General features: G+C 60.6%; 24 protein-coding genes. 8 read left to right on the forward strand and 16 right to left on the reverse strand.

All coding sequences use genetic code 11. The features are described 5' to 3' along the window. Positions 1 to 147: 147 nt before the first annotated feature. The 6 genes from ACQ4V8_RS13295 to ACQ4V8_RS13320 all read right to left on the reverse strand — a co-directional run bounded on the left by ACQ4V8_RS13295 (position 148) and on the right by ACQ4V8_RS13320 (position 4,855). The gene (locus ACQ4V8_RS13295; protein WP_010397951.1) at positions 148 to 924 is read right to left on the reverse strand and encodes a peptidylprolyl isomerase; all 777 of its coding nucleotides are present in this window, start codon (positions 922 to 924) and stop codon (positions 148 to 150) included. 116 nt (positions 925 to 1,040) lie between these two features. Beyond that, positions 1,041 to 1,820 carry a peptidylprolyl isomerase gene (locus tag ACQ4V8_RS13300; protein WP_010397952.1) on the reverse strand — a complete coding sequence of 260 codons (780 nt, stop codon included), beginning with the start codon at positions 1,818 to 1,820 and terminating at the stop codon, positions 1,041 to 1,043. 123 nt (positions 1,821 to 1,943) lie between these two features. After that, a complete protein-coding gene (locus ACQ4V8_RS13305) occupies positions 1,944 to 2,237 on the reverse strand; it encodes a BolA family protein (protein ID WP_010397954.1) in 294 nt (97 codons plus the stop codon). Next, a complete protein-coding gene (locus ACQ4V8_RS13310) occupies positions 2,234 to 2,863 on the reverse strand; it encodes a septation protein A (RefSeq protein ID WP_010397955.1) in 630 nt (209 codons plus the stop codon). Before ACQ4V8_RS13310 ends, ACQ4V8_RS13305 begins: the two co-directional genes overlap by 4 nt. Positions 2,864 to 2,947: 84 nt before the next feature. Continuing rightward, positions 2,948 to 3,349, reverse strand: a complete 402-nt coding sequence (msrB, locus tag ACQ4V8_RS13315) for a peptide-methionine (R)-S-oxide reductase MsrB (RefSeq protein WP_010397957.1) — start codon at positions 3,347 to 3,349, stop codon at positions 2,948 to 2,950. A gap of 9 nt (positions 3,350 to 3,358) precedes the next feature. Then, a complete protein-coding gene (locus ACQ4V8_RS13320) occupies positions 3,359 to 4,855 on the reverse strand; it encodes a protein adenylyltransferase SelO (protein ID WP_436571631.1) in 1,497 nt (498 codons plus the stop codon). A gap of 208 nt (positions 4,856 to 5,063) precedes the next feature. Here ACQ4V8_RS13320 and ACQ4V8_RS13325 point away from each other — a divergent pair, with 208 nt between their 5' ends. Together ACQ4V8_RS13325 and ACQ4V8_RS13330 are read left to right on the forward strand one after the other, a co-directional pair. After that, the gene (locus ACQ4V8_RS13325) at positions 5,064 to 6,725 is read left to right on the forward strand and encodes a 3-(methylthio)propionyl-CoA ligase (RefSeq protein WP_436571632.1); all 1,662 of its coding nucleotides are present in this window, start codon (positions 5,064 to 5,066) and stop codon (positions 6,723 to 6,725) included. A 333-nt stretch (positions 6,726 to 7,058) separates the two neighbouring features. Then, on the forward strand, positions 7,059 to 9,146 hold the full coding sequence (locus tag ACQ4V8_RS13330) for a 3-hydroxyacyl-CoA dehydrogenase NAD-binding domain-containing protein (RefSeq protein ID WP_436571633.1): 2,088 nt from the start codon (positions 7,059 to 7,061) through the stop codon (positions 9,144 to 9,146). 54 nt (positions 9,147 to 9,200) lie between these two features. On the opposite strand, the gene ACQ4V8_RS13335 is transcribed toward ACQ4V8_RS13330, so the two are convergent. The 3 genes from ACQ4V8_RS13335 to ACQ4V8_RS13345 all read right to left on the reverse strand — a co-directional run bounded on the left by ACQ4V8_RS13335 (position 9,201) and on the right by ACQ4V8_RS13345 (position 10,950). Then, positions 9,201 to 10,049, reverse strand: a complete 849-nt coding sequence (locus ACQ4V8_RS13335) for an alpha/beta fold hydrolase (protein WP_010397964.1) — start codon at positions 10,047 to 10,049, stop codon at positions 9,201 to 9,203. Between the two features lie 107 nt (positions 10,050 to 10,156). Continuing rightward, positions 10,157 to 10,561, reverse strand: a complete 405-nt coding sequence (locus ACQ4V8_RS13340; RefSeq protein ID WP_436571634.1) for a VOC family protein — start codon at positions 10,559 to 10,561, stop codon at positions 10,157 to 10,159. A 95-nt stretch (positions 10,562 to 10,656) separates the two neighbouring features. Further along, positions 10,657 to 10,950, reverse strand: coding sequence for a DUF2798 domain-containing protein (locus ACQ4V8_RS13345; protein WP_010397968.1), 294 nt, complete (start codon positions 10,948 to 10,950; stop codon positions 10,657 to 10,659). A gap of 109 nt (positions 10,951 to 11,059) precedes the next feature. Here ACQ4V8_RS13345 and ACQ4V8_RS13350 point away from each other — a divergent pair, with 109 nt between their 5' ends. Both ACQ4V8_RS13350 and ACQ4V8_RS13355 read left to right on the forward strand, forming a co-directional pair. Next, positions 11,060 to 11,998, forward strand: coding sequence for a LysR family transcriptional regulator (locus ACQ4V8_RS13350; protein ID WP_436571635.1), 939 nt, complete (start codon positions 11,060 to 11,062; stop codon positions 11,996 to 11,998). Positions 11,999 to 12,113: 115 nt separating this feature from the next. Further along, on the forward strand, positions 12,114 to 12,317 hold the full coding sequence (locus ACQ4V8_RS13355; RefSeq protein WP_010397974.1) for a hypothetical protein: 204 nt from the start codon (positions 12,114 to 12,116) through the stop codon (positions 12,315 to 12,317). Positions 12,318 to 12,417: 100 nt separating this feature from the next. Here ACQ4V8_RS13355 and ACQ4V8_RS13360 read toward each other — a convergent pair whose 3' ends face one another. Then, complete coding sequence (locus tag ACQ4V8_RS13360; RefSeq protein WP_010397976.1) at positions 12,418 to 14,118, reverse strand: MFS transporter; 1,701 nt, start codon at positions 14,116 to 14,118, stop codon at positions 12,418 to 12,420. Positions 14,119 to 14,351: 233 nt separating this feature from the next. On the opposite strand from ACQ4V8_RS13360, the gene ACQ4V8_RS13365 reads away from it, so the two are divergent. The 4 genes from ACQ4V8_RS13365 (at position 14,352) to ACQ4V8_RS13380 (ending at position 17,709) form a co-directional block, all read left to right on the forward strand. Further along, positions 14,352 to 15,530 (forward strand): acetyl-CoA C-acyltransferase, encoded by a 1,179-nt coding sequence (locus ACQ4V8_RS13365; protein WP_010397978.1) that lies wholly within the window; start codon positions 14,352 to 14,354, stop codon positions 15,528 to 15,530. Between the two features lie 126 nt (positions 15,531 to 15,656). Next, positions 15,657 to 15,959, forward strand: coding sequence for a Dabb family protein (locus tag ACQ4V8_RS13370; RefSeq protein ID WP_070347248.1), 303 nt, complete (start codon positions 15,657 to 15,659; stop codon positions 15,957 to 15,959). A 226-nt stretch (positions 15,960 to 16,185) separates the two neighbouring features. Continuing rightward, positions 16,186 to 17,181: an NADP-dependent oxidoreductase gene (locus ACQ4V8_RS13375; RefSeq protein ID WP_436571636.1), complete on the forward strand. Its 996-nt coding sequence runs from the start codon at positions 16,186 to 16,188 to the stop codon at positions 17,179 to 17,181. 78 nt (positions 17,182 to 17,259) lie between these two features. Further along, entirely contained in the window at positions 17,260 to 17,709 is a 450-nt protein-coding gene (locus ACQ4V8_RS13380) for a GNAT family N-acetyltransferase (protein WP_070347249.1), read from the forward strand. Between the two features lie 80 nt (positions 17,710 to 17,789). Here the strand turns inward: ACQ4V8_RS13380 and ACQ4V8_RS13385 are convergent, their stop codons facing one another. The 6 genes from ACQ4V8_RS13385 to ACQ4V8_RS13410 form a co-directional block, all read right to left on the reverse strand. Beyond that, positions 17,790 to 18,800 (reverse strand): ABC transporter permease subunit, encoded by a 1,011-nt coding sequence (locus tag ACQ4V8_RS13385; protein ID WP_436571637.1) that lies wholly within the window; start codon positions 18,798 to 18,800, stop codon positions 17,790 to 17,792. Positions 18,801 to 18,835: 35 nt separating this feature from the next. Next, on the reverse strand, positions 18,836 to 20,335 hold the full coding sequence (locus ACQ4V8_RS13390) for a sugar ABC transporter ATP-binding protein (RefSeq protein WP_010397990.1): 1,500 nt from the start codon (positions 20,333 to 20,335) through the stop codon (positions 18,836 to 18,838). Positions 20,336 to 20,417: 82 nt separating this feature from the next. Beyond that, positions 20,418 to 21,353, reverse strand: a complete 936-nt coding sequence (locus ACQ4V8_RS13395) for an ABC transporter substrate-binding protein (RefSeq protein ID WP_436571638.1) — start codon at positions 21,351 to 21,353, stop codon at positions 20,418 to 20,420. A gap of 104 nt (positions 21,354 to 21,457) precedes the next feature. Further along, positions 21,458 to 22,417 (reverse strand): transaldolase, encoded by a 960-nt coding sequence (tal, locus tag ACQ4V8_RS13400; RefSeq protein ID WP_436571639.1) that lies wholly within the window; start codon positions 22,415 to 22,417, stop codon positions 21,458 to 21,460. Positions 22,418 to 22,423: 6 nt separating this feature from the next. After that, on the reverse strand, positions 22,424 to 23,905 hold the full coding sequence (gene xylB / locus ACQ4V8_RS13405) for a xylulokinase (protein ID WP_436571640.1): 1,482 nt from the start codon (positions 23,903 to 23,905) through the stop codon (positions 22,424 to 22,426). A 31-nt stretch (positions 23,906 to 23,936) separates the two neighbouring features. Beyond that, positions 23,937 to 24,944 carry a LacI family DNA-binding transcriptional regulator gene (locus tag ACQ4V8_RS13410; protein ID WP_208760796.1) on the reverse strand — a complete coding sequence of 336 codons (1,008 nt, stop codon included), beginning with the start codon at positions 24,942 to 24,944 and terminating at the stop codon, positions 23,937 to 23,939. Positions 24,945 to 25,377: the final 433 nt, after the last annotated feature.

Raw genomic sequence — 25,377 nt, forward strand, 5'->3', positions numbered from 1 at the left:
TCCGAAGAGCGCTCTAGTCTGGCTATCCAAGCGGCTGACGACACCACGGCGCGTGGCAGCGATGTGTGGCCGAGAAGCGCAAGCGTACGCGAGTACGCTCAACGTTGCAGGGCGCACAGCGCCACACGCCAGCCTGGATCGGCGCTATTACTGGACTTTTGCCTTCTTCATCAGTTCATCGCGGTAGGTGGCGAGTTTCTTCTGTTGCAGCGACTCGGCCACTTGCCCCTTGACTTCTTCCAGTGCCGGCAGCTTCGTCGCACGGGTTTCTTCCAGCTTGATCACGTGGAAACCGAATTGCGATTGCACCGGTGTTTGCGTGACTTGGCCTGGTTTCAGGGCGACCATGGCGTCGGAGAATGGTTTCACGTACGAAGCTGGGCTCGCCCAGTCCAGGTCGCCGCCATTGGCTGCGGAGCCGTCTTTCGATACTTTCGCCAGTTCTTCAAACTTGGCGCCGCCTTTCAGCTTGGCGATGATGTCTTTCGCTTCCGCTTCGGTGGCGACCAGGATGTGGCGTGCGTGGTATTCCTTGTCGCCAGCCTGTGCCTTGAACTTGTCGTACTCGGCCTTGATTTCAGCGTCCTTGACAGGGTTTTTCTTGACGTAGTCAGCCAGCAGGGCATTGATGATGATGCTTTGACGGGCATTGTCGATCTGCGACTTGATTTCGGCACGCGTTCCGTAGCCTTGCTTGTCGGCTTCCTGGATCAGCACTTCACGGCCGATCAAGTCTTTTTTGATGGCTTCGCGCAATTGCGGCGAATCAGCTTGCTTGCCTTGGGCGACGACTTGCTTGACGACCTGGTCGAGGCGTGACGAAGGGATGGCCTTGCCATTCACGGTGGCGACGTTTTGCGCGAACGCAGGAACCGCTGCGACGGCGAGCAGGGCTAAGATCAGGCGGGCTGGCTTCAAAATCATGTTCATTCCTAATAAATATACAAAAACCGATACAAGAGATGGCGACTGTCGTGCAGTTGGCATTGAGGCGCACAATACACGACCGGCGCCGAAAAGGGCGCCGGGGAGGTCAGTTCTTACTGAACTTTCGCTTTTTTGATCATTTCTTCCTGATACGCTTGCAGTTTCTTTTGCTGCAGCGCTTCGGCGATCTGTGGCTTGACTTCTTCCAGGGTCGGCAGTTTTGCCGCGCGCGTGTCGTCCAGCTTGATCACGTGGAAACCGTTAGGCGTTTGCACCGGAGTCTCGGTGACTTGGCCTTTTTGCAGCTTGACGAAGGCGTCGGAAAACACTTTCGGGAAGGACGATGGGGCTGCCCAGTCCAGGTCGCCGCCATTGTCGGCCGAACCGGCATCTTTCGATTGCTTGGCCAGGTCTTCGAACTTGGCGCCGCCTTTCAGCTTGGCGATGATGTCTTTCGCTTCGGCTTCGCTGGCTACCAGGATGTGGCGCACATGGTATTCCTTGTCGCCGGTCTGGGCCACGAAGCGATCGTATTCAGCCTTGATTTCAGCGTCGTTGACTGGATTCTTTTTCAGATAGTCGCCGACCAGGGCGTTGATGACGATGGCCTGGCGTGCGTTCTCGATTTGCAGCTTGACAGCGGCATCTTTACCGAAACCTTTGTTTTCCGCTTCTTGCATCAGCACTTCACGGCCGATCAAGTCCTTCTTGATCATTTCGCGCAATTGCGGCGAATCCGGTTGCTGGCCTTGGGCGACGACTTGCTTGACGACTGCATCAACGCGCGACGATGGGATAGGCTTGCCATTAACAACGGCAACATTTTGCGCAAAAACAGGTACCGCGACAACGGCGAGTAGTGCGATCAGCAAGCGGGCTGGCTTAAAAGTCATTATTAAATCCTGTTAGGGAAAGTTTCGTAAAAAACGCATGGAAAGAAAACGCCTACATGACGCTTGCGGCAAGCGGCAAACCAAGTTTCCCTGGTATGCCGAAACGCCATCCCATCCTGATACTCATACTGCTTCGGACGGCGCCAAGGCAACAATTGCCAATGCATGTATCTCATTATGCATCATATCGTGCACGGAATCATACACCAGTCGATGCCGCATGACGAGCCTGAGCCCCTCAAATTGACGAGAAATAATGCGTAGATTGTAATGGCCTCCGCCCGAAGCGGCGCCCGCATGACCGCGGTGGCGCGCCGAGTCGTCTTCCAGCACGCATTCCAGAGGAGAAAGTGCCGTTTCCAGACGGCTACGAATGCGCTGCATGCGCGTTTCTGGCGAGCTAGCTATTGTGTTCATGCTTCTTCCTTGATATGTTTGGCCAGGAACAGGGTTTGCGCCACGATGAAGGCGAAGAAAATGCCGGTCGCGCCAAACGCTTTGAAGCTGACCCAGGCGGCCATGTCGCCTTGGAACAGTACAAAAGCGACGAACAGGTTCAATGCGCCGATCGCGCCAAAGAAAATGATCCAGGCGGCCAGCAACTGCTTCCAGACTGCATCGGGCAATTGCACTTGCGCTTCCATGGTCTTGCGGATCAGGTTTTTCTTGAAGCCCACCTGGGCAATCAGGAGGGCCAGGCCGGACAGCCAGTAGATCAGGGTCGGCTTCCATTTCAGGAAGAAATCGTCATGCAGATAAATGCTGGCGCCGCCGAACACGACAAAGATGAACAGCGACAGCCACAGCATGGCGTCGACCTTGCGCCCGCGCAGCAGTAAATAGCTGACCTGGCAGGCGGTGGCGACGATGCCGACCACAGTGGCGAGTATCCATGGTGCCTGCTCAGGCTTGATCAGGCCGCCCGATACCAAACCGGACAGGTATTGCTGCACCAAATCATGCGTGGCCGTTTCATACATGCCGCCCAGTTTGAAGGCGGCGAAAAAGGCGATCAGGGGGAAGAGGTCGAATAGAAATTTCATGGCGAGACTTTACTATGAGCGTGGTGTAAACATCTTAGGAATAACTTAGGAGCAACATTCGTGCTCCCAGTGACCCCTGTGGCCTTACGGCTGTGGATCGAAGCGCAAGGAGGCCGAATTGATGCAATAGCGCAAGCCGGTTGGTGGCGGGCCGTCCGGGAAGACGTGGCCCAGGTGGGCGTCGCACACGGCGCAGACAATTTCCGTGCGCACCATGGCGTGGCTGCGGTCAACGATTTCCGTCACGTTAGCCGGGTCGAGGGCCTGGAAATAGCTGGGCCAGCCGCAGCCGGAATCGAACTTCGTGTCCGAGGCAAATAATGGCGTATTGCAGCAAACGCAGGTGTAGATGCCGTGTTCATGGTGATCCCAGAACTTGCCTGTGAAGGCCCGCTCCGTGGCCGCATGGCGCGTGACCTGGTATTGCATGGAATCGAGCATGGCGCGCCATTCGGCGTCGGTTTTTTTGACTTTATTCGTGGTCATGGTAGTACCTCAGGATGAGCAACTGACTTCAAGGTGGCTGGCCCAGTCGGGTGGCAGGGCCGCATAGTGATGGTGTTCGGGCTGTTCGTCAAATGGCTTTTGTAAAATTTCCAGCAAGGTTGTCACTTCCGTGTAGTCCTGCTGCTGGGCTTTTTCGATAGCCACTTGCGCCAGGTAGTTGCGCAGCACGTATTTCGGGTTGACCTGGTGCATGGCCACTTGCCGCTGCGCATCGACACTGCCTTCCTGCAGCAGGCGCGCGCGATACGTCGCGGCCCAGGCATCGAAGCCGGGGCGGTCGATGAACATGTCGCGCAGTGGCGTGTCATGCTCGGGGGCGGCCACCTGCAGTGTCGCCAGGGTGCGGAAAAAGTGGGTGAAATCCACGCTGTTCGCTTGCATCAGCGCAAACATGCTGTCGAACAGCGTCGTATCGTCGTCCTGCTGCGTTTGCAAGCCCAGCTTGGCGCGCAGCAAGCCATTCATCTTGTCCGCAAAGGCGGGCTGGTACGCGTCCAGCGCCGCCTGCGCCTCGGCCACCTCGCCGATCAGCGGCAGCAGCGCCTGGCCCAGCGCATGGCAGTTCCAGTGGCCCACCTGCGGCTGATTGGCGTAGCTATAGCGGCCCTGCTGGTCCGTATGGTTGCAGATATGTTGCGCGTCAAACGCTTCCATGAAGCCGAAGGGGCCGTAATCGAGGGTCAGGCCCAGGATCGACATATTGTCCGTGTTCATCACGCCATGCATGAAGCCGACCGCTTGCCATTGTGCAATCATGTGCGCGGTGCGCACGCACACTTCGTGCAGCAAGGCTTGGTAGGGATTGGCTGCAGCGCGTAAATGCGGGTAAAAGCCATCGATGACGTAATCGGCGAGGATTTTCAGCTCTTCCGGCTTCTTGCGGTAAAACCAGTGTTCGAACGAGCCGAAGCGGACAAAACTCGGTGCCATGCGCGTCACGACGGCCGCCGTCTCCACCGTTTCGCGCATGATGCCTTGTTGCGAACCCATGATGGACAGCGCGCGCGAAGTGGGTATGCCCAGCGCCGCCATGGCTTCCGAGCAGAGGAATTCACGGATCGACGAGCGCAGCACGGCGCGTCCGTCGCCCATGCGCGAATACGGCGTGGCGCCGGCGCCTTTCAGCTGCAGCTCCAGCGGACCGTCTGCGGTGGCGAGATCGCCCAGCAAGATGGCGCGGCCATCGCCCAGTTGTCCGGCCCAGACGCCGAACTGGTGGCCCGAGTACACGGCCGACAGTGGCCTGGAGCGCTCGGCGACGACGTTGCCGCTCAGCAGCGCCACAAAGTCCGGCTCGGCCAGGCGCGCGCAATCGAGGCCGACCAGGCTTGCTGCCTGCGCGCTGGCGGCCACGAAATACGCGGCGGGCAAGGGCGTCGGCATCAAATGCGTATAGAACGCCGGCGGCAAAGCCGCAAAGGCGTTATCCAGTGGTAAGGTAGTAGCGCTGATGGCGATTCCATTCAAAAAAAGAGATGGCGGCAAACAGCGCCAGTCTGGAGTGCGATTTTACCGCACCGCGCCAAGGCGTGTGGCGGGCGCTGCGGCGGGTGCTTGCGCGGCACAAAACGATAGCGAAAATGCCATGTTGCATTGCAATATCGAAATGCGTTGACGATTTCCGCACGCTCGTACGAAACTAGGGCAGTCTTTCCAATCCAAGAATCACCAAATATTCATTCCAGGAGACACGATGGCGGCATTTCCCTTGAGTCCAGTAATGGGCCAGATGATGAATCAGCCCCTGCTGATTTCGAGCATTATCGAGTTTGCAGCGCGTCATTATGGCGCCAGTGAAATCATTTCCCGGCGCGTCGAGGGTGATATGCACCGCTACACTTACCGCGCATGCCACCAGCGCGCGCGCCGCCTGGCGAACGCCTTGCATAGCCTTGGCGTCGGCATGGGCGACCGGGTTGCCACCCTGGCCTGGAATGGCTATCGTCACCTGGAAGCTTACTATGCCGTGTCTGGCTCGGGCGCGGTGCTGCACACCATCAATCCTCGTTTGTTTCCCGATCAGATCGCCTATATTTCAAATCACGCGCAAGACCAGGTTTTACTGTTTGATTTGACGTTCCTGCCGGTGGTGGAAAAAATTGCCGCCGACTGCACGTTTGTGCGCCACTTCGTCCTGATGTGCGAGCGCGACAGCATGCCCGCCAGCAGCGCCATCCCCGACCTGCTGTGCTATGAAGACTTGATCGCCACGCATAGCGACGATTACACCTGGCCCTTGTTCGACGAGAATGCGGCCGCCACGTTGTGCTACACGTCCGGCACCACGGGCAACCCCAAGGGCGCCCTGTATTCGCACCGCTCGACCGTGCTGCACGCGTATGCCTCGGCCATGCCCAGTGCGCTCAACGTGCGCTCCTCCGATACGGTGTTGCCCGTCGTACCCATGTTCCACGTGAATGCCTGGGGCTTGCCATATTCCGTGCCCCTGTCGGGCGCGCGCATGGTGTTTCCCGGCGCGGCGTTGGATGGCAAGTCACTGTACGACTTGTTCGAGGCGGAAAAAGTGACGTTCTCGGCCGGCGTGCCAACAGTCTGGCTGGGCTTGCTGAACCATGCCTTGCAAAACAAGTTGACATTTTCCACCTTCCGCCGCACGGTGATCGGCGGTGCTGCCTGTCCGCCGGCCATGATGGATACCTTGATCGACAAGTTCGACATCGAAGTCATCCACGCCTGGGGCATGACGGAAATGTCGCCACTGGGCACGGCGGGCGGCTTGCAGAGCCAGCACCTGGACTTGCCGAAGGAGGCGCAGCGCAAGATCCTGCAAAAGCAGGGTCATGCCATTTACGGCGTGGACATGAAGATCGTCGACGACGATGGCAAGGAGCTGCCATGGGATGGTGTTGCCTACGGCCACTTGCTGGTGAAAGGGCCGTGGATTATTTCTTCGTACTACAAGAACGAGGGCGGCGACGTGCTGCAAGATGGCTGGTTCCCCACGGGCGACGTGGCCACCATCGACGCGGATGGCTATATGCAGATCACGGACCGCAGCAAGGACGTGATCAAGTCGGGCGGCGAGTGGATAGGCACCATCGACCTGGAAAACCTGGCCATGGCGCACCCGGCCGTGCTGCAAGCGGCGTGCATCGGCGTGTTTCACCCGAAATGGGATGAGCGACCCGTGCTGGTGGTGGTGCTGCGCCCGGGCATGGCGCTCACGCGCGAGGCCTTGCTGCAATTTTTTGACGGCAAGATCGCCAAGTGGTGGACGCCGGACGACGTGCTGTTCGTCGATGCCTTGCCCACAGGCGCCACCGGCAAGATCCAGAAGAACAAGCTGCGCGAGCAGTTCAAGGGCCACCAGCTGCCCGTAATGCCGTTCAGTTAGTGTGTTAGTGATGCTATTTTTAGCCCAAGAACCAGGACAGGGGTCGGACCCTGAGGGGGAATGTGCTTCAATGGAGCACATTCCGATCACGAAGTGACCGACCCCAGCTCTTTGCCTCTGGGGTTAGCGAATTTACTGGCGCTCATAAATCACGCCAAAATCCTTAACTGAACGGCATTAACCAGTTGCCCGGCATTTAGCGAAACGCCGCGCGTAGAACAGCTGCTGCTGCTGCTGCGCCAGGCCCGTCTTTTCGGGCCTGCGCTCGCACCGCCAAGCAAAAACCGATAATCCGATACACCGATACACCCGATACTCCACTAAGGAAGCGACATGAGTGCTCAATATCAAGTGAACGGCGCTGTTGCCGTCATTACCCTCGCCAATCCACCCGTCAACGGCCTGGGACTGGCCACGCGCACGGCTGCCGTCGCGGGCATCCGCCAGGCCTTGGCCGATGAGGCTGTGAAAGCCATCGTCATCACGGGCGCTGGCAAGGCTTTTTCGGGTGGCGCTGATATCAAGGAATTCAATTCGCCCAAGGCGCTCACGGAACCGACCCTGCACACCCTGATCAATGTGGTGGAAAGTGCGAGCAAGCCCGTGGTGGCGGCCATCCACAGCGTCTGCATGGGGGGCGGCCTGGAACTGGCGCTCGGTTGCAACTACCGCGTGGCCGCGCCCGGCGCGCAGATGGCCTTGCCGGAAGTCAAGCTTGGCATCTTGCCCGGCGCGGGCGGCACGCAGCGCCTGCCGAGAGTCTTGGGTATGGAAATGGCGCTCAATATGATCGTCTCTGGCACGCCCGTAGCGTCCGAAAAGCTGGCCGGCACGGCCTTGTTCGACGAGGTCACCGCCCCCGGCGCGGACTTGCTGCAAGCTGCCGTCGCCTTCGCCACCAAGGTGGCCGATGTGCGTCCGTTGCCAACAGTACGCGAGCGCAAGGTGGACTACCCGAACCATGCAGCCTTTTTACAGTTCTCGCGCAATACGGTAAAAGCCATGTCCGGCCCGTTTCCTGCGCCGCTGAAATGCGTCGATGCCGTGGCGGCCGCCGTGACGATGACATTCGACGAGGGCTTGCAGTACGAGCGCGAACTGTTCATGCAACTGGTGCAGTCACCGGTATCGAAAGCCCTGCGCCATGCTTTCTTTGCCGAGCGGCTCGCCAGCAAGGTGCCTGACGTGCCATCCGACACGCCCGTGCGCGCCATTGCCAGCGCGGCCATCGTGGGCGCCGGCACCATGGGCGCGGGCATCGCCATGAATTTCGCCAACGCGGGCATTGCCGTAACCTTGCTGGAAACGCGGCAGGAAGCGCTGGACAAGGGCCTGGCGACGATACGCAAGAATTATGAAAACACGGTGAAAAAGGGTAAATTGACGCAAGAGAAGGCCGAGCAGCGCATCGCCCTGGTCAGCGGCACCCTGGCGTATGCCGATATCGCGCAGGCTGACATCGTTATCGAGGCCGTTTTCGAAGAACTGGCTGTCAAGGAAGCCGTGTTCAAGCAACTCGACGCCGTCATGAAACCGGGTGCCATCCTTGCCTCGAACACCTCGACCCTGGACCTCGACAAGATCGCTGCGTTCACCCAACGCCCGCAAGATGTGATCGGCACGCATTTCTTCAGCCCGGCGAATGTCATGAAGCTGCTGGAAATCGTGCGTGGCGCACAGACTGGCAAGGACGTGCTGGCCACGGCGCTGGCGTTGTCGAAAAAGCTGAAAAAAACGGGCGTGGTCTCGGGCGTCTGCGATGGCTTCATCGGTAACCGCATGATCGAGCAGTACAGCCGGCAAGCCGGTTTCCTGCTGGAAGAAGGCTGCTTGCCGGAACAGGTGGACAAGGCGGTCGAGAAATTCGGCTTCGCCATGGGTCCGTTCCGCATGGGCGACCTGGCCGGCAACGACATCGGCTGGGCCATTCGCAAGCGCCGCGCTGTGGAAAAGCCGGCAGTGACGTATTCGAAGACGGCTGATTTGCTGTGTGAACTTGGCCGCTACGGCCAGAAGACGGGCGCCGGCTGGTATGACTACAAGGCGGGCGACCGCAAGGCCTATCCTTCGGAGCAGGTGAACGCCATGATAGTCCAGCACTGCGCCGATATCGGCGTGGCGCGGCGCAAGGTCAGCGACCAGGAAATCGTCGAACGCCTCGTGTATGCGCTGGTCAATGAAGGCGCGCGCATTCTGGAAGAGGGCATCGCCCAACGCGCCTCGGACATCGACATGGTGTATCTGACGGGCTACGGCTTCCCCCTGTTCCGTGGCGGCCCGATGTTTTATGCCGATACGCTCGGCTTGCCCAATGTACTCGATACCATTGCCGCTTATGCGAAAGGCCGCCACGGCGACGCGTGGACACCGGCGCCGCTGCTGCTGAAACTGGCGGGCGAGGGCAAGGGCTTTAATAGCTGAACGTTAAACCCCAAAACAACTGCTGGGGTCAGACCCAACGGGTCTGACCCCGGACTACTTCTTCTTCACCACCATCTTGATCGCCTCGTTGACGATGACGGGATTGTCTTTCTGGATGTAATAGCCGGTGCCGGTGATGCGTTCAATGGCGGGCGCGCCGGACAGGCGCTGCCACGCTTGTTCCTGCGCCCGCAGCACGTTTTCAAACGACCCCATTTCTTCGATGCCAAACTTGTCGCGCACCAGCAGCATGGCCGGCACGCGCAGTGGACTGGCCATGTCGATATGCTGCAGGCATTGCGTCTGGGCATCGAATTCGGCCGATTCGGTACTATTGAACATCAGCTTGCGCCGGGTTTGCACGAGCATGGCGTAGGCGGACGCGTCTTTTTGCAGGCGGCTCCATTGCTGCGGATGCGTGGGATCGAGCAGTATCAATCCGGCCACGTCCTGCGGGTACAGCTTGGCATACACATACTGATACAGCCCACCCAAGGCGTGGCCGACCAGTACATAGGGCGGCTTCAAGCCCGCTTGCGCCAGCAGGGCGCGCTGCTGGGCGGCAATGGTGCACGGGTCGCGCGGCGTGCTGGTTTTCTGGCTGTCGCCGTAACCAGGGCGGTCGTACACCAGCACTCGGTGCTGTCGCTCTACTTCGGGCACGACCTTGGCCCAGACATCCTTGCCGTCGCCCATGGCTGACTGGAACACCACGGGCAAGCCGTTCTGGCCGCTCAAGCTGTAGGCGATGCTGGCGTCGGGCAGGGCGGCCGTGGCCGGCACGCCTTGCGTGGCCGGCGAGGAGGGCAGCAGCGAGCAGCCGGAAAAACAGCCTGCCAGCAGCAAGCCGGCGCTGGAGAGAAGCATGGTGCGCGCAGGGCGGCCGACGAGTAGATGATGCATGAATCTCCTTCTTGGTGCAGGGACCGGGTAACAGTATGGCGTGCCAGCCATTATAGGCAAATCCTATGGAAGTGGAAATGTCGAACAGAAGCGGTTTCCCCGTCCTGTCAACCGGCCTCGGCGCGATGGCACACGGCTTCGATGCGGTTGCCGTCCGGATCGCACAAAAAGGCCGCGTAATAGCTGGCGTGATAGTGGCGCAGGCCGGGCGCGCCCAGGTCGATGCCGCCGTGTGCCAAGCCGGCGTGCCAGAACGCATCCACGGCCACACGCGTAGCGGCCTTGAAGCAGTAATGGCGGCGCGGCGCGTCGTTGGGCCTGGGGCCCAGGCGTACGGAAAAATAGCTGCGTTCAGGGTGTTCAGCATCGCTGCGCTCGCCATAGCCTACCCAGGCGTCGGCATGGTCGCTGCCCACCTTGGGCACGCCCAGCGCGGCGAAGATGGCATCGTAGAAGCGCTCGGCGCGTTCCAGGTCGGCAACGGTGAGGGAAACGTGATCGAGCATGGGCATTCCACTAACAAAACCAGGACGGCCATAGCATAGCCCGGATCAGGGCGGTCGTGGGCCGAAGTGACCGACAGACACTGGCGGTGGCTAACTGGCGGTTAAGGGCGTTTGTTGCAAGTACATGGCGTAACTGGTGCGCAGACGGGGCAGGCAGGTGCCGGGCGGGTGAGGCGCGCTGCGATACCACGGCTGATCAGCTGCACGCGGGGCGCAAACAGCATCACGGCGCAGAAGGCCACGGGCCAGGCGGCAAAAAACGCATGCCGCCAGCGGGGCAGGAAGTCCGCTTGCAAGCCGATATTGAGCCAGGTGACCCAGGCGCTCATCAGCAATGTCATCACCAGCGACATCAGGAAGGCGAACACGCAGCGCAGGCGCAGAGCTTCGGACATGGGGCACTTTCACAATGTAGGATAGGCTAGCGTAACGAATTGCAGCAATCTATACTAGAGGCATATTTTCAATTTCAAATTCCATAAATGCAATCATGCGAGGGGACTCATGCTCGATGACTTGGCCTTGTTTGTCGCCATCGTGGAGGCCGGCAGCCTGCATGCTGCGGCCGTCAAGGAAGACTTGCCCGCCGCTACCGTCACGCGCCGGCTGCAAAAGCTGGAAGGCCAGCTGGGCTACCGCTTGCTCAACCGCAGTGCGCGCCGTTTGCAACCGACGGCGGAAGGCTGGCAATACTACGAGCAGTGCCGCCCCCTCGTGCATGCGTTGCGCCAAGCGACGCAGCAGCTCGATGCCAGCCTGTCGGCCGTCTCGGGCTGCATCCGCGTACTGGCACCGGTGAACTTTGCCAGCGGCTTGCTCACGCCCGCCTGGGTCAGCTTCATGCAGCAGTACCCGGATATCCGCCTGGAGCTGGAATTGTCGAATCTGCTGCAAGATCTGGTCAGTAGCGGCGCCGACCTGGCCATCCGCGTCGGCGCGCTCGACGATTCCTCGCTGATGCAGCGGCGCCTGGGCAGCGCCGCGCTGGTGATGGTGGCTGCGCCGGCCTATCTGGCGCGTGCAGGCGTACCGCGCGACTTGCAAGAACTGGCACTGCACCAGTTGATCGTGGCCGAGCCGCTGCGCACTTGGCGTTTGCGGCGGCCAGGCGATGGCGCCGAGATGCTGATCGAACCGCAGGCGCGCCTGCGCGTCAATGAAATGCGCCTGGCTGTGGAAATGGCGGACGCGGGTATCGGCATCTTGCTGTGTCCGCTTCTGCAATGTCGCGATGAAGTCGCTAGAGGCAGCCTTGTGCGTGTGCTGCCCGACTGGATGCCGCAGCCGCGCCATGTGTATGCCGTGTGGACCCAGCGGCGCTACCTGCCGGCCCGCGTGCGTGTGCTGCTCGAGCACTTGGCGGCGTTTGCGGCGGACAACCCGTTGTTGAACGCAGCGTTGCTCAGGCATGAGGCCGTCTTGTCCTCACCGTCTCCACTTTGACATACCGAGCTCTTGTACTTTTTGCCAGGATCGCGTTAAGATAAAGCTTGTTCGCTTGCCAATTCGGCAATCTGGTGTTTTTACGCGCAATACGTCCCTATCCATGAGAGTAGCAATGAAATATCTGATCGTCCCTTTTTTGCTGGCCATGGGTGGCTGTGAAGTTTTGTATGACGCGAACCGGGACAAGATCGGCGAGTATTGCAACAGCCTCAATAATTTTGACGACCGCAATGCCTGCCGCAAGCGCAACCAGACCAGCTACCAGCAATACGTGCAGCAGCGCGACCAGGTGAAAAAGAGCAAGAGCGACCAGTAAGCTCGCCGCCGCATACGCCGTATAAAAAATAAACGCCGCTGATGAGTCAGCGGCGTTTTGCTTTGCTGGCCCCGGCCTTGCGGTCGGGGCTGGCGCCGCATCAATCGTCGGCGTAGATATTGTTGTCCTTCGTTTCCTTGACGAACAGGGTGCCGATCACGACAGTGGCCAGGGCCACGACGATCGGATACCAGAGGCCGTAATAGATGTCGCCCTTGAAGGCCACCAGTGCGAAGGCCGTGGTCGGCAGCAAGCCGCCGAACCAGCCATTACCCACATGGTAGGGCAGGGACATCGAGGTGTAACGTATACGCGTGGGGAACATTTCCACCAGCATGGCGGCGATCGGACCATACACCATCGTCACATACAGCACCAGGATGAACAGCAGCAAGACGACCATCGGCTTGTTGATCTGGTCCGGATTGGCTTTCGCAGGGTAGCCCGCTTCCTTGATGCCGGCGCCGATTTCTTTCTTGAGCACCACTTCGCGGGCCTTGCTGTCGGCATCGAAGTTCAGGCCATCGGCCGTCATGACGGCATTGAACGAGGAAAATTCCTTTGCCCCGATGCGCACCTTGGCGATTGAGCCGGCCGGTGCGTCTTCCTTCGTGTAGTTCACCGAGCTGTTCGACAGGAAGCCTGTGACGATGTCGCACGACGAGGGGAACTTCTTGGTTCCGGTCATGTTGAACTGGAAGTGGCAGGAAGCAGGATCGGCCACCACCACCACGGGCGAGTTCTTCAGTGCCGCTTCCAGCTGCGGATTGGCAAAGTGGGTCAAGCCGTTGAAGATGGGGAAGTAAGTCGCTGCGGCAATCAGGCAGCCGCCGAGGATGATGTACTTGCGGCCGATGCGGTCGGACAGGCCGCCGAAGAACAGGAAGAACGGCGTCGCCAGCAGCAGGGCGATGGCGATCAGCACGTTGGCCGTTGCCAGGTCCACTTTCAGGGTCTGGATCATGAAGAACAGGGCGTAGAATTGGCCCGTGTACCAGACGACGGCCTGGCCGGCGGTCAGGCCGATCAGGGCCAGGATGACGATCTTCAGGTTTTTCCACTTGCCGAATGCTTCCGTCAGCGGCGCTTTCGAGGTCTTGCCCTCGGCTTTCATCTTGGCAAACGCCGGCGATTCATTCATGGCCAGGCGGATCCACACGGAAATACCGAGCAGAAGGACGGAGACCAGGAAGGGAATACGCCAGCCCCACGCTTCGAAATCCTTCTCGCCCGTGGCCAGGCGGGTGCCCAGAATGACCATCAGCGACAGGAAGAAGCCCAGCGTTGCCGTGGTTTGTATCCATGCTGTGAACGCGCCGCGCTTGCCTTCAGGCGCGTGCTCGGCCACATAGGTCGCCGCGCCACCGTATTCGCCGCCCAGCGCCAGGCCTTGCAGGATGCGCAGGATGACGAGGATGATCGGTGCGGCGATGCCGATGGACGCATAGCCCGGCAGCAAGCCGACGATGAAGGTGGAGCCGCCCATGATCAAAATGGTGATCAGGAAGGTGTACTTGCGGCCTATCATGTCGCCCAGGCGGCCAAAGACCAGCGCGCCGAATGGACGCACGATGAAGCCAGCGGCAAACGCTAGCAGCGCAAAGATGAAGGTGGTGGTGGGGTCGCCGATGAAAAATTGCTTGGCGATGATGGATGCGAGCGAACCGTACAGATAAAAATCATACCATTCAAAGACGGTGCCGAGCGAGGATGCAAAGATGACCTTGCGTTCTTCGGGTGTAATCGGCGTTCCCTTGCTGGAAAATTTCCGTACGTCGGCTGAGCCGGATGGTGTTGCCATGGTTTGTCTCCCTATGTTTTATAGTGAACCATTGCCGTAGTCTTTTTGACCATTCTTGCAATGGCTGGGTTGGAGTTTGTGCCCCGAACCTTACGCCATGCTTGCTTGAAACTTACGCCAAACTTACAAATTATTATCTATCATAGCTTTGCGAACGACCGTACTTAAATGTGCTATTCTGCTTTCAAAGACACTATGATGTAGTAAATAACATTTCCACAAGGAGACACAGCATGAATGAAGCCGTCATCGTTTCGACCGCCCGCACGGGCCTGGCCAAGTCCTGGAAGGGCGCGTTTAATATGACGCACGGCGCTGCCCTGGGCGGCCATGTACTGGCCGCTGCCGTCGAGCGCGCGCGTATCGAGGCCGCCGAAGTGGAAGACGTGCTGGTCGGCTGCGCCTTCCCGGAAGGCGCCACGGGTGGCAATATCGCGCGCCAGGTCGCCTTGCGCGGCGGCTGCCCTGTCACGACGGCGGGCATGACCGTCAACCGCTTTTGCTCGTCGGGCTTGCAGGCGATCGTCCTGGCAGCGCAGCGCATCATTGCCGGCGAAGGCGATATCTATGCGGCCGGCGGCGTAGAGTCGATTTCCTGCGTGCAAAATGAAATGAATACGCACATGGCGCGCGATGTCTGGCTGCAGCAGCATAAGCCGGAAGTGTACTGGCCCATGCTGCAGACGGCTGAAACCGTGGCCAGCCGCTACCAGATTTCGCGCGAGCGCCAGGATGCGTATGGCGTGCAAAGCCAGCAGCGCGCTGCCGCAGCCCAGGCGCGCGGCCTGTTCGACGCAGAAATCGTGGCAATGCGCACCATCATGGGCGTGGCCGACAAGGACAGTGGCATGTTGGTGTCGCGCGAAGTGACGATCTCTGCCGATGAAGGTATCCGTGCCGACACCACCTATGAAGGCGTGGCCAAGATTCGTTCGGCCATGCCGGGCGGCGTCATCAGCGCCGGCAACGCCAGCCAGTTTTCCGACGGCGCTTCGATGGCCATCGTGATGAATGCGAAAGTGGCGCAAGCAAAACGATTGCAGCCGCTGGGCGTCTTCCGCGGTTTTGCCGTGGCCGGCTGCGAACCCGATGAAATGGGCATCGGCCCCGTGTATGCGATTCCGAAACTGCTGAAAAAGGCGGGCTTGACGGTGGCCGACATCGGCCTGTGGGAACTGAACGAAGCGTTCGCCGTGCAAGTGCTGTATTGCGCCGATACCCTGGGCATCCCCATGGATCGCCTGAACGTGAACGGCGGGGCGATTGCCGTCGGCCACCCGTATGGCGTGTCGGGCGCACGCCTGACGGGCCACGCCTTGATCGAAGGCAAGCGCCGCGGTGTCAAATACGTGGTGGTAACCATGTGCATCGGCGGCGGGCAGGGCGCGGCCGGCCTGTTTGAAGTGCTGTGATGTGGTGTTAAGTTAGTCTGCGGGCGGCTTTCAGGGCCGCCCGTTTGCGTTGCTTTCCCTGTTTCTGCAAGGCGCGCCAATAGCGGTTACAGTCATGCTTCATTTATAGATAAGCAGCCTGCCACCATGATCAAGCATATTATTTTCTGGAAACTGTTAGACCACGCCGAAGGTGCCGACCGCGCCACCAACGCCTTGAAATTGAAAGCCTTGCTCGATTCCTGCGCCAAGCTGGTGCCCGGCATCCTGACATTCGAGGCAGTCATTGCCCAGCCGGGGCTGGAGGCCACCTATGACCTCGTGCTGTATAGTGAATTCGCCAGCCGCGCAGCGCTTGAAGCCTATCAGAACCATCCCGAGCACGTCAAAATCAAGCCATTTTTCGCCGCCGTGCGTGAAGCGCGGCAATGCATGGATTATGAAGTGTGAAAACCCGTTAACTCCAAAGCGAAGGGCTGGGGTCAGTCGCTTCGCGATCGGAATGCGGCCCACAGGGACGCATTCCCCCGGCGGCTCTGACCCTAATGCCGTTAAGTTAGTGTTAGTGATGCTATTTTTAGCCCAAGAACAAGGACTGGGGTCGGACCCGGCGGGTCCGACCCCAGCTCTTGCTTCACGGGCTAAATTTTAAACTTCACCCAAAACAGGATCTCATATGACCACCTACCAACGCATCGTCCTCGCCTCGCGCCCAACGGCCGAAGTGCAGCCAGATAACTTTCGCCTGGAAACGGCGGACATTCCCGCTATCACGGATGGCCAGTTGCTGGTACGTAACCAGTTCCTCTCGCTCGATCCGTATATGCGCGGGCGCATGAGCGAGGGTAAAAGCTATGCGGCGCCGCAAGCTTTGAATGAAACCATGATAGGCGGCACGGTGGGCGTGGTGCTCGAATCGCAGCATCCGACGTTTGCCGTCGGCGACACGGTGGTCGGCACCTTGGGCTGGGCCGAAGTGGCCGTCTCGGATGGCAGCATGCTGCGCAAGGTCGACACGACGCACATTCCCGCTTCGGCCTATCTGGGCGCTGTTGGCATGCCCGGCATGACGGCATGGTATGGCTTGAACCAGATCATGGCGCCGAAAGCAGGCGAAACGGTGGTCGTGTCGGCCGCCAGCGGCGCCGTCGGTAGCGTCGTCGGGCAGTTGGCGAAATTGAAAGGCTGCCGCGTGGTCGGCATTGCCGGCGGCGCGCAGAAATGCCGCTATGTTGTCGAGGAACTCGGTTTCGATGCCTGCATCGACTACAAGGCCGGCAATCTGGCGGCAGACCTGGCGGCAGCCACGCCGGACGGCATTGACGCCATCTTTGAAAACGTGGGCGGCGCCATCTTCGACGCAGCCCTGGCGCGCACCAATGCGTTTGGCCGCGTGGCCATCTGCGGCTGGATCGCCGGCTACAATGGCGAAGCGACGCCACTCGACAATGCGCGCTTCATCCTGACCAACCGCCTGAGCGTGCGCGGCTTTATCGTCTCCGAGCAGCCGCAATGGTGGCCGCAGGGCTTGAGCGAACTGGCTACCTTGGTGGCGACGGGCAAGCTGAAGTTCCGCGAATCCGTGGCCGATGGCCTGGCCAGCGCACCCGAGGCCTTCATCGGTCTGTTGCAAGGACGTAACTTCGGCAAGCAGTTGGTGAAGCTGGCCTGATTCTCGTTTGTCGGGCAGGCCGTGCGATAATCGCGGCCTGTCTGTGTCTGTTTTTATCCCCAACCTTTAGCCCCTACCATGACCAAGCACACCATCCGCCTCGGCGACTGGGCCACTCTGGGCCCTGACGCTACCGCCATTCGTTTTGAAGTGTTCGTCGATGAACAGAAAGTGCCGGCCGAGATCGAACTCGACGACATGGACGCGGTCTGCCTGCACGCCGTCGCTGTTGACGCTGCCGGCAACGCCATCGGCACGGGCCGTCTATTGCCGGATGGCCATATTGGCCGCATGGCCGTGCGCCAGCCGGGCCGCGGCACGGGCGTGGGCGGCGCCATTTTGACCGCGCTGATGGACCAAGCCCGCGAACGCGGCGATGCAGCGGTGATGCTGAACGCGCAAACCGTGGCCGCGCCATTCTATGCGCGCCACGGTTTCGTGCCGCAGGGAGAGCAGTTTGAAGAGGCGGGCATAGCGCATGTGGAAATGCGGCTGGTGTTCCAGGGTATTGTCGGATTACGCGCGTAGCGCTAATCGGACCTACGACGTCAACGGTAGGTCGGGTTAGCGCGCAGCGCGCAGCGCGTAACCCGACACCACCAGCACAATCAGTTCTGCGCGTGCGACTGGCGCCATCTGTCGAGAATCACGGCCAGCACGATTACCACGCCTTTCGCCACATACTGCCAGAACGATGACAGGCCCAGGATGGTCAAGCCATTATTCATCACGCCGATGATCAGCGCGCCGATGACAGTCCCCCAGACGGAACCGACGCCGCCCATCAGGCTGGTGCCGCCGAGCACGACGGCTGCGATGGCGTCGAGCTCATAGCCGGTACCCCAATTGCCGTTGGCCGCGTACAAACGGCTGGCCGACATGGCGCCACCGAGGCCCGCGAACAGGCCGCTGATGGTGTAGACAAACATCAATACGAAGCCCACCTTGATGCCCGTCAAACGGGCTGCCTGGATATTGCCGCCGACAGCGTAAATATGCAGGCCCAGCGTCGTCTTGCGCAGGATAAACCAGGTCAGCAGCACTACCGCTGCGGCCAGCCAGATCAGCCAGGGAATGGCCAGGAAGCTGCCGTTACCCATCCATTCGAAGCTGGGGATTTCCGTGTTCAGCACGCTGGTGCCGTCGGCCAGCAGGTAGGCTGCGCCGCGCAGGGCCGTCATGGTGCCCAATGTCACCACGAAAGGATTGAGGCCGACGAGCGCCACCAGCACGCCGTTGAGCGCGCCCAGCAGCAGGCCGACGATCAAAAAGGTGGGGATAGAGAAGCCGGCGAACTGCGCCGACAGCGACATCAGCATGCCCGCCACGGCCGAGACGGCCAGCACGGAGCCGACGGACAGGTCGATGCCGCTGGTCAAAATAACGAAAGTCATGCCGGACGCCAGCACGATGTTGATCGACACCTGGCGGAAGATGTTCATGGTGTTATTGCTGGTCATGAAGGTCGACGTGCCGTCGGCCGAGAAATACACGGTCAGGCCGTACATGGCCAGGTAGAGTACGACCAGCACGGGCAGCATGCCCAGGCGGCGCATCAAGTTCGAGGCATTGAAGGGTTCGCTGGCGCGCGCGGCGCCGCTGGTGGTACTCGTTGTCATGCTCTATCTCCTGAATGATTATTCTCTGCGTACTCTTATGCCGCTTCCAGCTCGGTGGCGTAGGCAAGGATGTTTTCCTGCGTGATGTCGTCGCCCGTCACTTCGCCCGTCAAGCGTCCCTCGCACATCACCATCACCCGGTCGCAGATGCCGACCAGCTCGGCCAGTTCGCTGGAAATGCACAATACGGCCGTGCCCGCATCCGCCAATTGGTGGATGATCTTGTAAATTTCGCTCTTCGCGCCCACGTCCACGCCGCGTGTCGGTTCATCGAGTATCAACACTTTCGGTGCGATGGCCAGCCAGCGCGCCAGCAACACTTTCTGCTGGTTGCCGCCAGACAATCCCCCCACGATGCCGTCCGGCCCCGACACTTTCACGTTGAGGTTGGCAATGGCCTCGCGCGTGAGCTGCGTCAGGGCGCCACGCTTGAGCACGCCCGCCGTGGCGTGTTTGTCCAGGATGTTCATCGACATGTTTTCCATGGCCGACAATTGCATGAACAGGCCCAGGCTCTTGCGGTCTTCCGGCAGGTAGCCGATGCCGTGGCGTATCGCCGTCAGCGGCCGCTGGATATGCACTTCCTCGCCGTCGAGCCACACTTGCCCCGATTGCTTCTTGTCGGCGCCAAAGATCAAGCGCGCCAGTTCTGTGCGGCCCGCGCCGACCAGGCCGGCCAAGCCCGTCACTTCGCCCGCATGCAGGGAAAACGAGGCCGGCTTGACCTTGCCGCCGCCGACGTTTTCCACGCGCAAGCGCTCGGGACCACGGCTGCTGCGCCGCTGGTGTGCATAAAAGTCGTCGGCGGGACGGCCCACCATCATTTGCACGACTTTCTTTTGATCCAGCTCATCCTTGCCCAACTCGCCCACATAGGCGCCGTCGCGCAGCACCGTGATACGGCGTGCCAGGCGTTCCACCTCGGCCATGCGGTGGCTGATATACAGCACGGCCAGGCCCTTGTCGCGCTGTTCTTCGATGATGCGGAACAATTGTTCGGTTTCCCGGTCGGACAGGGCGGCAGTGGGCTCGTCCATGATCAGGATGCGGCTTTCGTGCACCAGGGCGCGGGCGATCTCTACCTGTTGCTGCTCGGCAATCGACAGGGTCGACACCATGGTGTCTGCGTCGAAGCGGGAACCGAGGTCGGCCAGGATGGCATTCGTGCGCGCACGCATTTCGCCGCCCTTGACGGTCCAGAACGGTCCTTGCGGTTCGCTGCCCATGAAGACGTTTTGTGCCACCGTCATGTTCCTGGCCACGCTCAATTCCTGGTAAATCAGGTTGATGCCCAGCGCGCGCGCCTCGCCCGGGTTGCGGATCTTGATCGGCTTGCCGTCGAGAATGATTTCACCTGCGTCCGGCGTGTACACGCCCGAAAGGATTTTCATCAGGGTGCTCTTGCCGGCGCCATTTTCGCCCATTACGGCATGGATTTCGCCGCTGCGCACCGTCAGGTGCACGCCGCGCAGCGCACGTGTGGCACCAAAGCGCTTCTCGATGCCGCGCATTTCAAAAATAATATCGTCGCTCATGACTGTCCTCGCTTGCTGGTGAAACTGCTGCCCGCCACCGGCACAGGTCGGGGCGGACAACACGTGGTTCAGGTCAGGCAGCTCAGTTTTTTACCCAGCCCGTGTAAGTGGCGACGTTTTCCTTGGTGATGGCCGGCGTCGGCAACAGCACCATGCTTTGCTTCGGCGTGCGCCCGTTCATGATGTCGTAACCCATCTGCACGGCGTCGGTAGCCATGCGGTAGGGGTTTTGCGCCGCAGTGGCGGCAAACAGCCCGGCCTTGTTTTTCAACGCATTCTGGGCATCGGGTGCGCCATCGACGGCCGTGATCAGCTTCACGTCCGTACGCTTCGATTGCTTGATCGCCAGTTCGGCGCCGATGCCCGTCGGGTCATTGATGGCGAACACCGCGTCGATCTTCGGATGCGCCGTCAGCAAGTTCGACATCACGGTCATGCCGCCATCGCGGCTGCCGTTCGCGTTCTGGTTGTCGGACAGGATCTTGATATCCTTGAATGCGGCCAAGGTTTTCTTGCAGCCATTCACGCGGTCGATGACGGAAGTGACCGGCGGGCCATTGAGGATGACCACATTGCCCTTGCCGCCGATCTGCTTGGCCAGGTAGGCGCACGACACGTCGCCGGCCATGGTGTTGTCGGACATCACGGTGGCCGATGCGCCCACGGCGCCCACGTCGACGGCGATCACGACGACGCCCGCATTGCGCGCTTTCTTGATGGCTGGCGCGATGCCTTTGGAATCGACAGCGTTCACGATGATGATGTCGGTCTTGTTGGCAATGAAGTTTTCAATCTGGTCTACCTGGGTGTTCAAGTCATACTTGCTCGACACTGTGGTGACTTTCACGCCCGGGCCACCGAGCTTTTTCGCGCTTTCTTCCGCGCCGCGGCCGATGGCGACAAAAAACGGATTGGCCAGGTCGCCCACGCTCACGCCGATCGATTTCAATGGCTTGTCGGCAGCAAAGGCGCCGCAGGCGGCGGACAGCAGCAAGGTGGCGGTAATGACTTTTTTCATGAGAATCTCCAAGGTTTTTATTGTGAAAAGCGATTGGTGCTACGGTTGAAAACTTGATTGTTGCCTTAATGTATAGCCTTGATTCATAGCCTCAATACATAGCCTTAATGGCTGCGCAACTGTTCAATCATGGCGTCCAGCTTGCCTGCATCGATGGCAAAGCCGCGTATGCCTTCGGCCAGCTTTTCGCTTGCCATCGCATCGTCATTCAAGGCGTAGCGGAAAGCCGCCTCGTCGTAAGCGATGGCTGGCTGCGCCGCGCCCAGGTCCATGCCCAGCGCGCGCTCGAACGGTACGCTGGACGCTTCCAGCTGGGCCAGCAAGTCCGGGCTGATGGTCAGCAAGTCGCAGCCGGACAAGGCCGTGATCTGCCCGACGTTGCGGAAGCTGGCGCCCATCACTTGCGTGGTGATGCCATGTTGCTTGTAATAATTGAAGATGCGCGTGACCGATTGCACGCCGGGATCGTTAGACAGGCTGCGCGCCGCTTCGTCCCAGGCCGCGCCCAAGGATTTTTTGTGCCAGTCGTAGATGCGGCCGACGAAGGGCGAAATCAGGCGTACTTTTGCGTCGGCGCAGGCGACCGCCTGGCAAAATGCGAACAGCAGGGTCAGGTTGCAAAAGATGCCCTCTTTTTCCAGTTCGCGTGCCGCCTGTATGCCTTCCCATGTGGCGGCGATCTTGATCAGCACGCGCGCGCGCGGGACGCCGGCTTGCTCGTACAGGGCGATCAAACGGCGCGCCCGGGCCACGCTGGCGGCGCGGTCAAAGCTCAAGCGGGCGTCGACTTCGGTCGACACGCGGCCCGGCACGACTTTTAATATTTCCAGGCCGAAGCGCACCAGCACGGCATCGACGATATCGGCCAGCGAGGCATTTTTATGGGCAGCAACCGTGCTTTCCAGCAAGGGCGCGTAAGCGGGCTGCAGCACGGCTTTCAAAATCAGCGACGGGTTGGTGGTGGCATCTTGCGGCGCGAAGCGGGCCAGTTGCAAGAAGTCACCGGTGTCGGCGACGACGGTGCTGTATTGTTTCAGTTGCTGCAGTTGAGCATGTTCAGGCATTGCTGCTTATCCTTTGCTGAGTTGGTGCAAGGCTTGCACGGCGGGAAACAGGCTACGGTAGCGCGCGTAGCGCAGGCTCAACGCTGCGCTGTGCGCGGCATCGGGCAGGAAAGTGTTTTTGACGGGCAAGCCCCGCGCCAGCAGGCTGGTGTCGCCGATGGCGGCAAAGCCCAGCTTGGCCGCGCCCAGGCTGGCGGACAGTTCGCTGTTATGCAAGGTGCGCATCTCGCGTCCCAACACATTGGCCAGCAATTGCGCCCAGTACTGGCTGCGCGCGCCGCCACCCACCAGCATGCAGTGGGGCACCACGGCACCGGTCGAGGTGACAGCTGCCATGGCGTCGCGCAAGGCGAAGGCCACGCCTTCGAGCACGGCGTAGCCGAGCTGCGCCGGCGTGCTGTCGTGGCCCAGTTGCAAGAAGGCGCCGCGCACTTGCGGGGCGTTGTGCGGCGTGCGCTCGCCCGACAGATAAGGCAGGAACAGGGGCGCGGATGGCGCGCTGGGCGCATCGAGCGGCAAGTGTGCTTCGACCAAGGCCAGCAAGGCTGCCTCGTCGGGCTGGCCCAGCACGCTAGTGGCCCAGCGCAAGCAGCTGGCGCCCGACAAAATCGCGCCCATCGCGTACCAGCGCCCGGGCAGGGCGTGGCAAAAGCTGTGCACGCCGCTGTCGGGCTTGCCCAAAGGTTCTTCGGTGACGGAAACGATGGCGGCGCTGGTGCCCAGGGAAATAAAACTGTCACCGCCATTGACGGCGCCGATGCCCACGGCCGAGACGGGGTTATCGCCGCCACCACCGGCCACCACCACGTCCAGGGGCAAGCCCAGTTGCTCGGCGATGCTTGCCAGCACCTTGCCCGTGGCCGCATCGCCTTCGGCCAGCGCCGGCATCTGTGCCAGCGTCAGGGCGCAGGCGCTCAGCATGGGGGCAAACCAGGCACGCTTGGCTTCGTCCAGCCACAGGGTGCCGGCCGCGTCGGACATATCCGTCAGTTTGATCCCCGTCAGGCGCAGGCGTAGATAGTCTTTCGGCGACAGCACGCAGGCGATGGCGGCAAACGCGGCTGGCTCGTGCTTTTGCAGCCACAGCAGTTTTGGTGCCGTCAAGCCTGCCATCGGCAGGCTGCCCGTGATGTCAGCGTAGGCCGGATAATCGCGCGCCAGTGCGGCGGCCTCGGCTTCGGCGCGGGCATCGTTCCACAGGATGGCCGGGCGGATCACGGCGTCATGCGCGTCGAGCAGCACGGCGCCATGCATCTGGCCCGACAGGCCGATGCAGGCGATGCGCGCATAGTCCTGCGGCCAGCTGGCGCGCAGCTGGCCCAGCGCGATGATGCAGGCGGCCCACCAGTCCTGCGGCGCTTGTTCCGACCAGCCCGCTTGCGGGCGGTGCACGTCGAGGCGCACGCAAGCCTGGCCGCGCACGCTGCCCGTGCTGTCCATCAGCACGGTTTTCAGTTCGGAGGTACCAAGGTCGATACCGAGGGAAATCGCTGGATGCATATTGTTTTACGCTAAAAGGTCAGGGGCAGCCGCAGGAATTGCGCACGCGCAAGGTTGGCGACAAACGCTGCACGCGCTGGGCGCGGTCTGGGTTGGCGATACGTTCGATCAACAGGTCGACGGCCATGGCGCCCAGCTCTTCGAGCGGCTGCGCCATTACCGTCAGGCGCGGGCTGAAGTAATCGGCCCAGTCGAAATCATCGAAACCGGCCAGTGCCACGTCTTGCGGCACAGCGATGTGCGCGTCGCGCAAGGCGTGCATGGTGCCGATGGTCATCAGGTTATTGCCCGCCACGATGGCGGTCGGGCGCTGCCCCGGTGGCAAGGCCAGCAATTCACGCGTGGCCGCGCCGCTGCGCTCCAGCTTGGAGTCGCCCGAGCGCAGCAGCGCGGGGTCAAAAACGATATTGGCCTGTTGCAAGGCCAGGCGGTAGCCCTCGATGCGCTCGTGTGTCGTGGACAAGCCCGGTGCGCCACTGATGAAGCCGATGCGGCGGTGACCGTGGGCAACTATCAGGTGCTGCACCAGTTGCGCCGTGGCGGCGATGTTTTCCACCCCCACCTGGTCGAACGGCTGGGGCGACATGCGGTCGACCAGCACGGAAGCGATTTTGTTGTTGTTCAGATAGTCGAGCGTGCGGTTGTGCGCCTCGCCCGAGGGCGCCAGCACGATGCCGTCAACCCGGCGTTGGTGCAAATTGTGCACCACCTTGAGTTCCTGCGCGGGATCGTCATGCGTATCGGAAAACAGCATCATCAAGCCGTGGCGCGTGCAAGCGGCTTCGATGGCGCGCACGGTCTCGCTGAAATAATGATTGGTGAATGCAGAAATGGCCACGCCGATAGTGCCCGACGAGGAGCCGGCCAGCGCGCGGGCCAGCATGTTCGGCACATAGCCGATCTGCTGCATGGCCGCGTTGACGGCGGCAACGGTTTTTGGGCTGACCTTGCGGGTGCCGTTGAGTACATGCGAAACGGTCGACAACGATACGTCCGCCGCCCGCGCGACATCTTCCATGGTGGCCATACTGTCTCCGGATGTATTTTTTATTGTGTACTGCGATAACGAGCGGCTGTATCGCCGCGTATGAATCTATCGTAAACAAAAGAAAGCGCTTGCGCAAGCGCTTTCTTTTTCTACGCGCAAGCGTTTTAAGCAGTGATTGGAGGGTAGTGCCGAGGAAGTCGTGGCGGTATTTGGGGGGCGAACTCTAATGCCGTACAGTTAAGAGTTTTGGCCTGATTTATGAGCGCCAGTAAATTCGCTAAACCCAGAGGCAAAGAGCTGGGGTCGGTCACTTCGGGATCGGGATGTGCTCCATTGAAGCACATCCCCCCTCAGCGTCCGACCCAATCCACCCAAGTTAAGCAACAGGCTGCCATCAAGCAACCTTGTAGGCCATGTATTTATGGGGCTTGTAGGCGTTGGTTTGCCGTGACCTTGATTGTCCTGGGCGATG

Source organism: Janthinobacterium paucivorans (genome assembly GCF_051380805.1).
GTDB classification, from domain to species: Bacteria; Pseudomonadota; Gammaproteobacteria; order Burkholderiales; family Burkholderiaceae_D; genus Janthinobacterium; species Janthinobacterium lividum_D.

What these genes read in the sequence shown, in the direction of transcription:
- ACQ4V8_RS13355 (WP_010397974.1), top strand. Translation starts at nt 12,114, where the DNA reads ATGAAATATCTGATCGTCCCTTTTTTGCTGGCCATGGGTGGCTGTGAA.
- ACQ4V8_RS13335 (WP_010397964.1), bottom strand. Translation starts at nt 10,049, where the DNA reads ATGCATCATCTACTCGTCGGCCGCCCTGCGCGCACCATGCTTCTCTCC.
- ACQ4V8_RS13305 (WP_010397954.1), bottom strand. Translation starts at nt 2,237, where the DNA reads ATGAACACAATAGCTAGCTCGCCAGAAACGCGCATGCAGCGCATTCGT.
- ACQ4V8_RS13365 (WP_010397978.1), top strand. Translation starts at nt 14,352, where the DNA reads ATGAATGAAGCCGTCATCGTTTCGACCGCCCGCACGGGCCTGGCCAAG.
- ACQ4V8_RS13310 (WP_010397955.1), bottom strand. Translation starts at nt 2,863, where the DNA reads ATGAAATTTCTATTCGACCTCTTCCCCCTGATCGCCTTTTTCGCCGCC.
- ACQ4V8_RS13300 (WP_010397952.1), bottom strand. Translation starts at nt 1,820, where the DNA reads ATGACTTTTAAGCCAGCCCGCTTGCTGATCGCACTACTCGCCGTTGTC.
- ACQ4V8_RS13390 (WP_010397990.1), bottom strand. Translation starts at nt 20,335, where the DNA reads ATGAGCGACGATATTATTTTTGAAATGCGCGGCATCGAGAAGCGCTTT.
- ACQ4V8_RS13345 (WP_010397968.1), bottom strand. Translation starts at nt 10,950, where the DNA reads ATGTCCGAAGCTCTGCGCCTGCGCTGCGTGTTCGCCTTCCTGATGTCG.
- ACQ4V8_RS13340 (WP_436571634.1), bottom strand. Translation starts at nt 10,561, where the DNA reads ATGCCCATGCTCGATCACGTTTCCCTCACCGTTGCCGACCTGGAACGC.
- ACQ4V8_RS13350 (WP_436571635.1), top strand. Translation starts at nt 11,060, where the DNA reads ATGCTCGATGACTTGGCCTTGTTTGTCGCCATCGTGGAGGCCGGCAGC.
- ACQ4V8_RS13360 (WP_010397976.1), bottom strand. Translation starts at nt 14,118, where the DNA reads ATGGCAACACCATCCGGCTCAGCCGACGTACGGAAATTTTCCAGCAAG.
- ACQ4V8_RS13330 (WP_436571633.1), top strand. Translation starts at nt 7,059, where the DNA reads ATGAGTGCTCAATATCAAGTGAACGGCGCTGTTGCCGTCATTACCCTC.
- ACQ4V8_RS13295 (WP_010397951.1), bottom strand. Translation starts at nt 924, where the DNA reads ATGATTTTGAAGCCAGCCCGCCTGATCTTAGCCCTGCTCGCCGTCGCA.
- ACQ4V8_RS13385 (WP_436571637.1), bottom strand. Translation starts at nt 18,800, where the DNA reads ATGACAACGAGTACCACCAGCGGCGCCGCGCGCGCCAGCGAACCCTTC.
- ACQ4V8_RS13380 (WP_070347249.1), top strand. Translation starts at nt 17,260, where the DNA reads ATGACCAAGCACACCATCCGCCTCGGCGACTGGGCCACTCTGGGCCCT.
- ACQ4V8_RS13375 (WP_436571636.1), top strand. Translation starts at nt 16,186, where the DNA reads ATGACCACCTACCAACGCATCGTCCTCGCCTCGCGCCCAACGGCCGAA.
- ACQ4V8_RS13370 (WP_070347248.1), top strand. Translation starts at nt 15,657, where the DNA reads ATGATCAAGCATATTATTTTCTGGAAACTGTTAGACCACGCCGAAGGT.
- ACQ4V8_RS13325 (WP_436571632.1), top strand. Translation starts at nt 5,064, where the DNA reads ATGGCGGCATTTCCCTTGAGTCCAGTAATGGGCCAGATGATGAATCAG.
- msrB (WP_010397957.1), bottom strand. Translation starts at nt 3,349, where the DNA reads ATGACCACGAATAAAGTCAAAAAAACCGACGCCGAATGGCGCGCCATG.
- ACQ4V8_RS13410 (WP_208760796.1), bottom strand. Translation starts at nt 24,944, where the DNA reads ATGGCCACCATGGAAGATGTCGCGCGGGCGGCGGACGTATCGTTGTCG.
- tal (WP_436571639.1), bottom strand. Translation starts at nt 22,417, where the DNA reads ATGCCTGAACATGCTCAACTGCAGCAACTGAAACAATACAGCACCGTC.
- ACQ4V8_RS13395 (WP_436571638.1), bottom strand. Translation starts at nt 21,353, where the DNA reads ATGAAAAAAGTCATTACCGCCACCTTGCTGCTGTCCGCCGCCTGCGGC.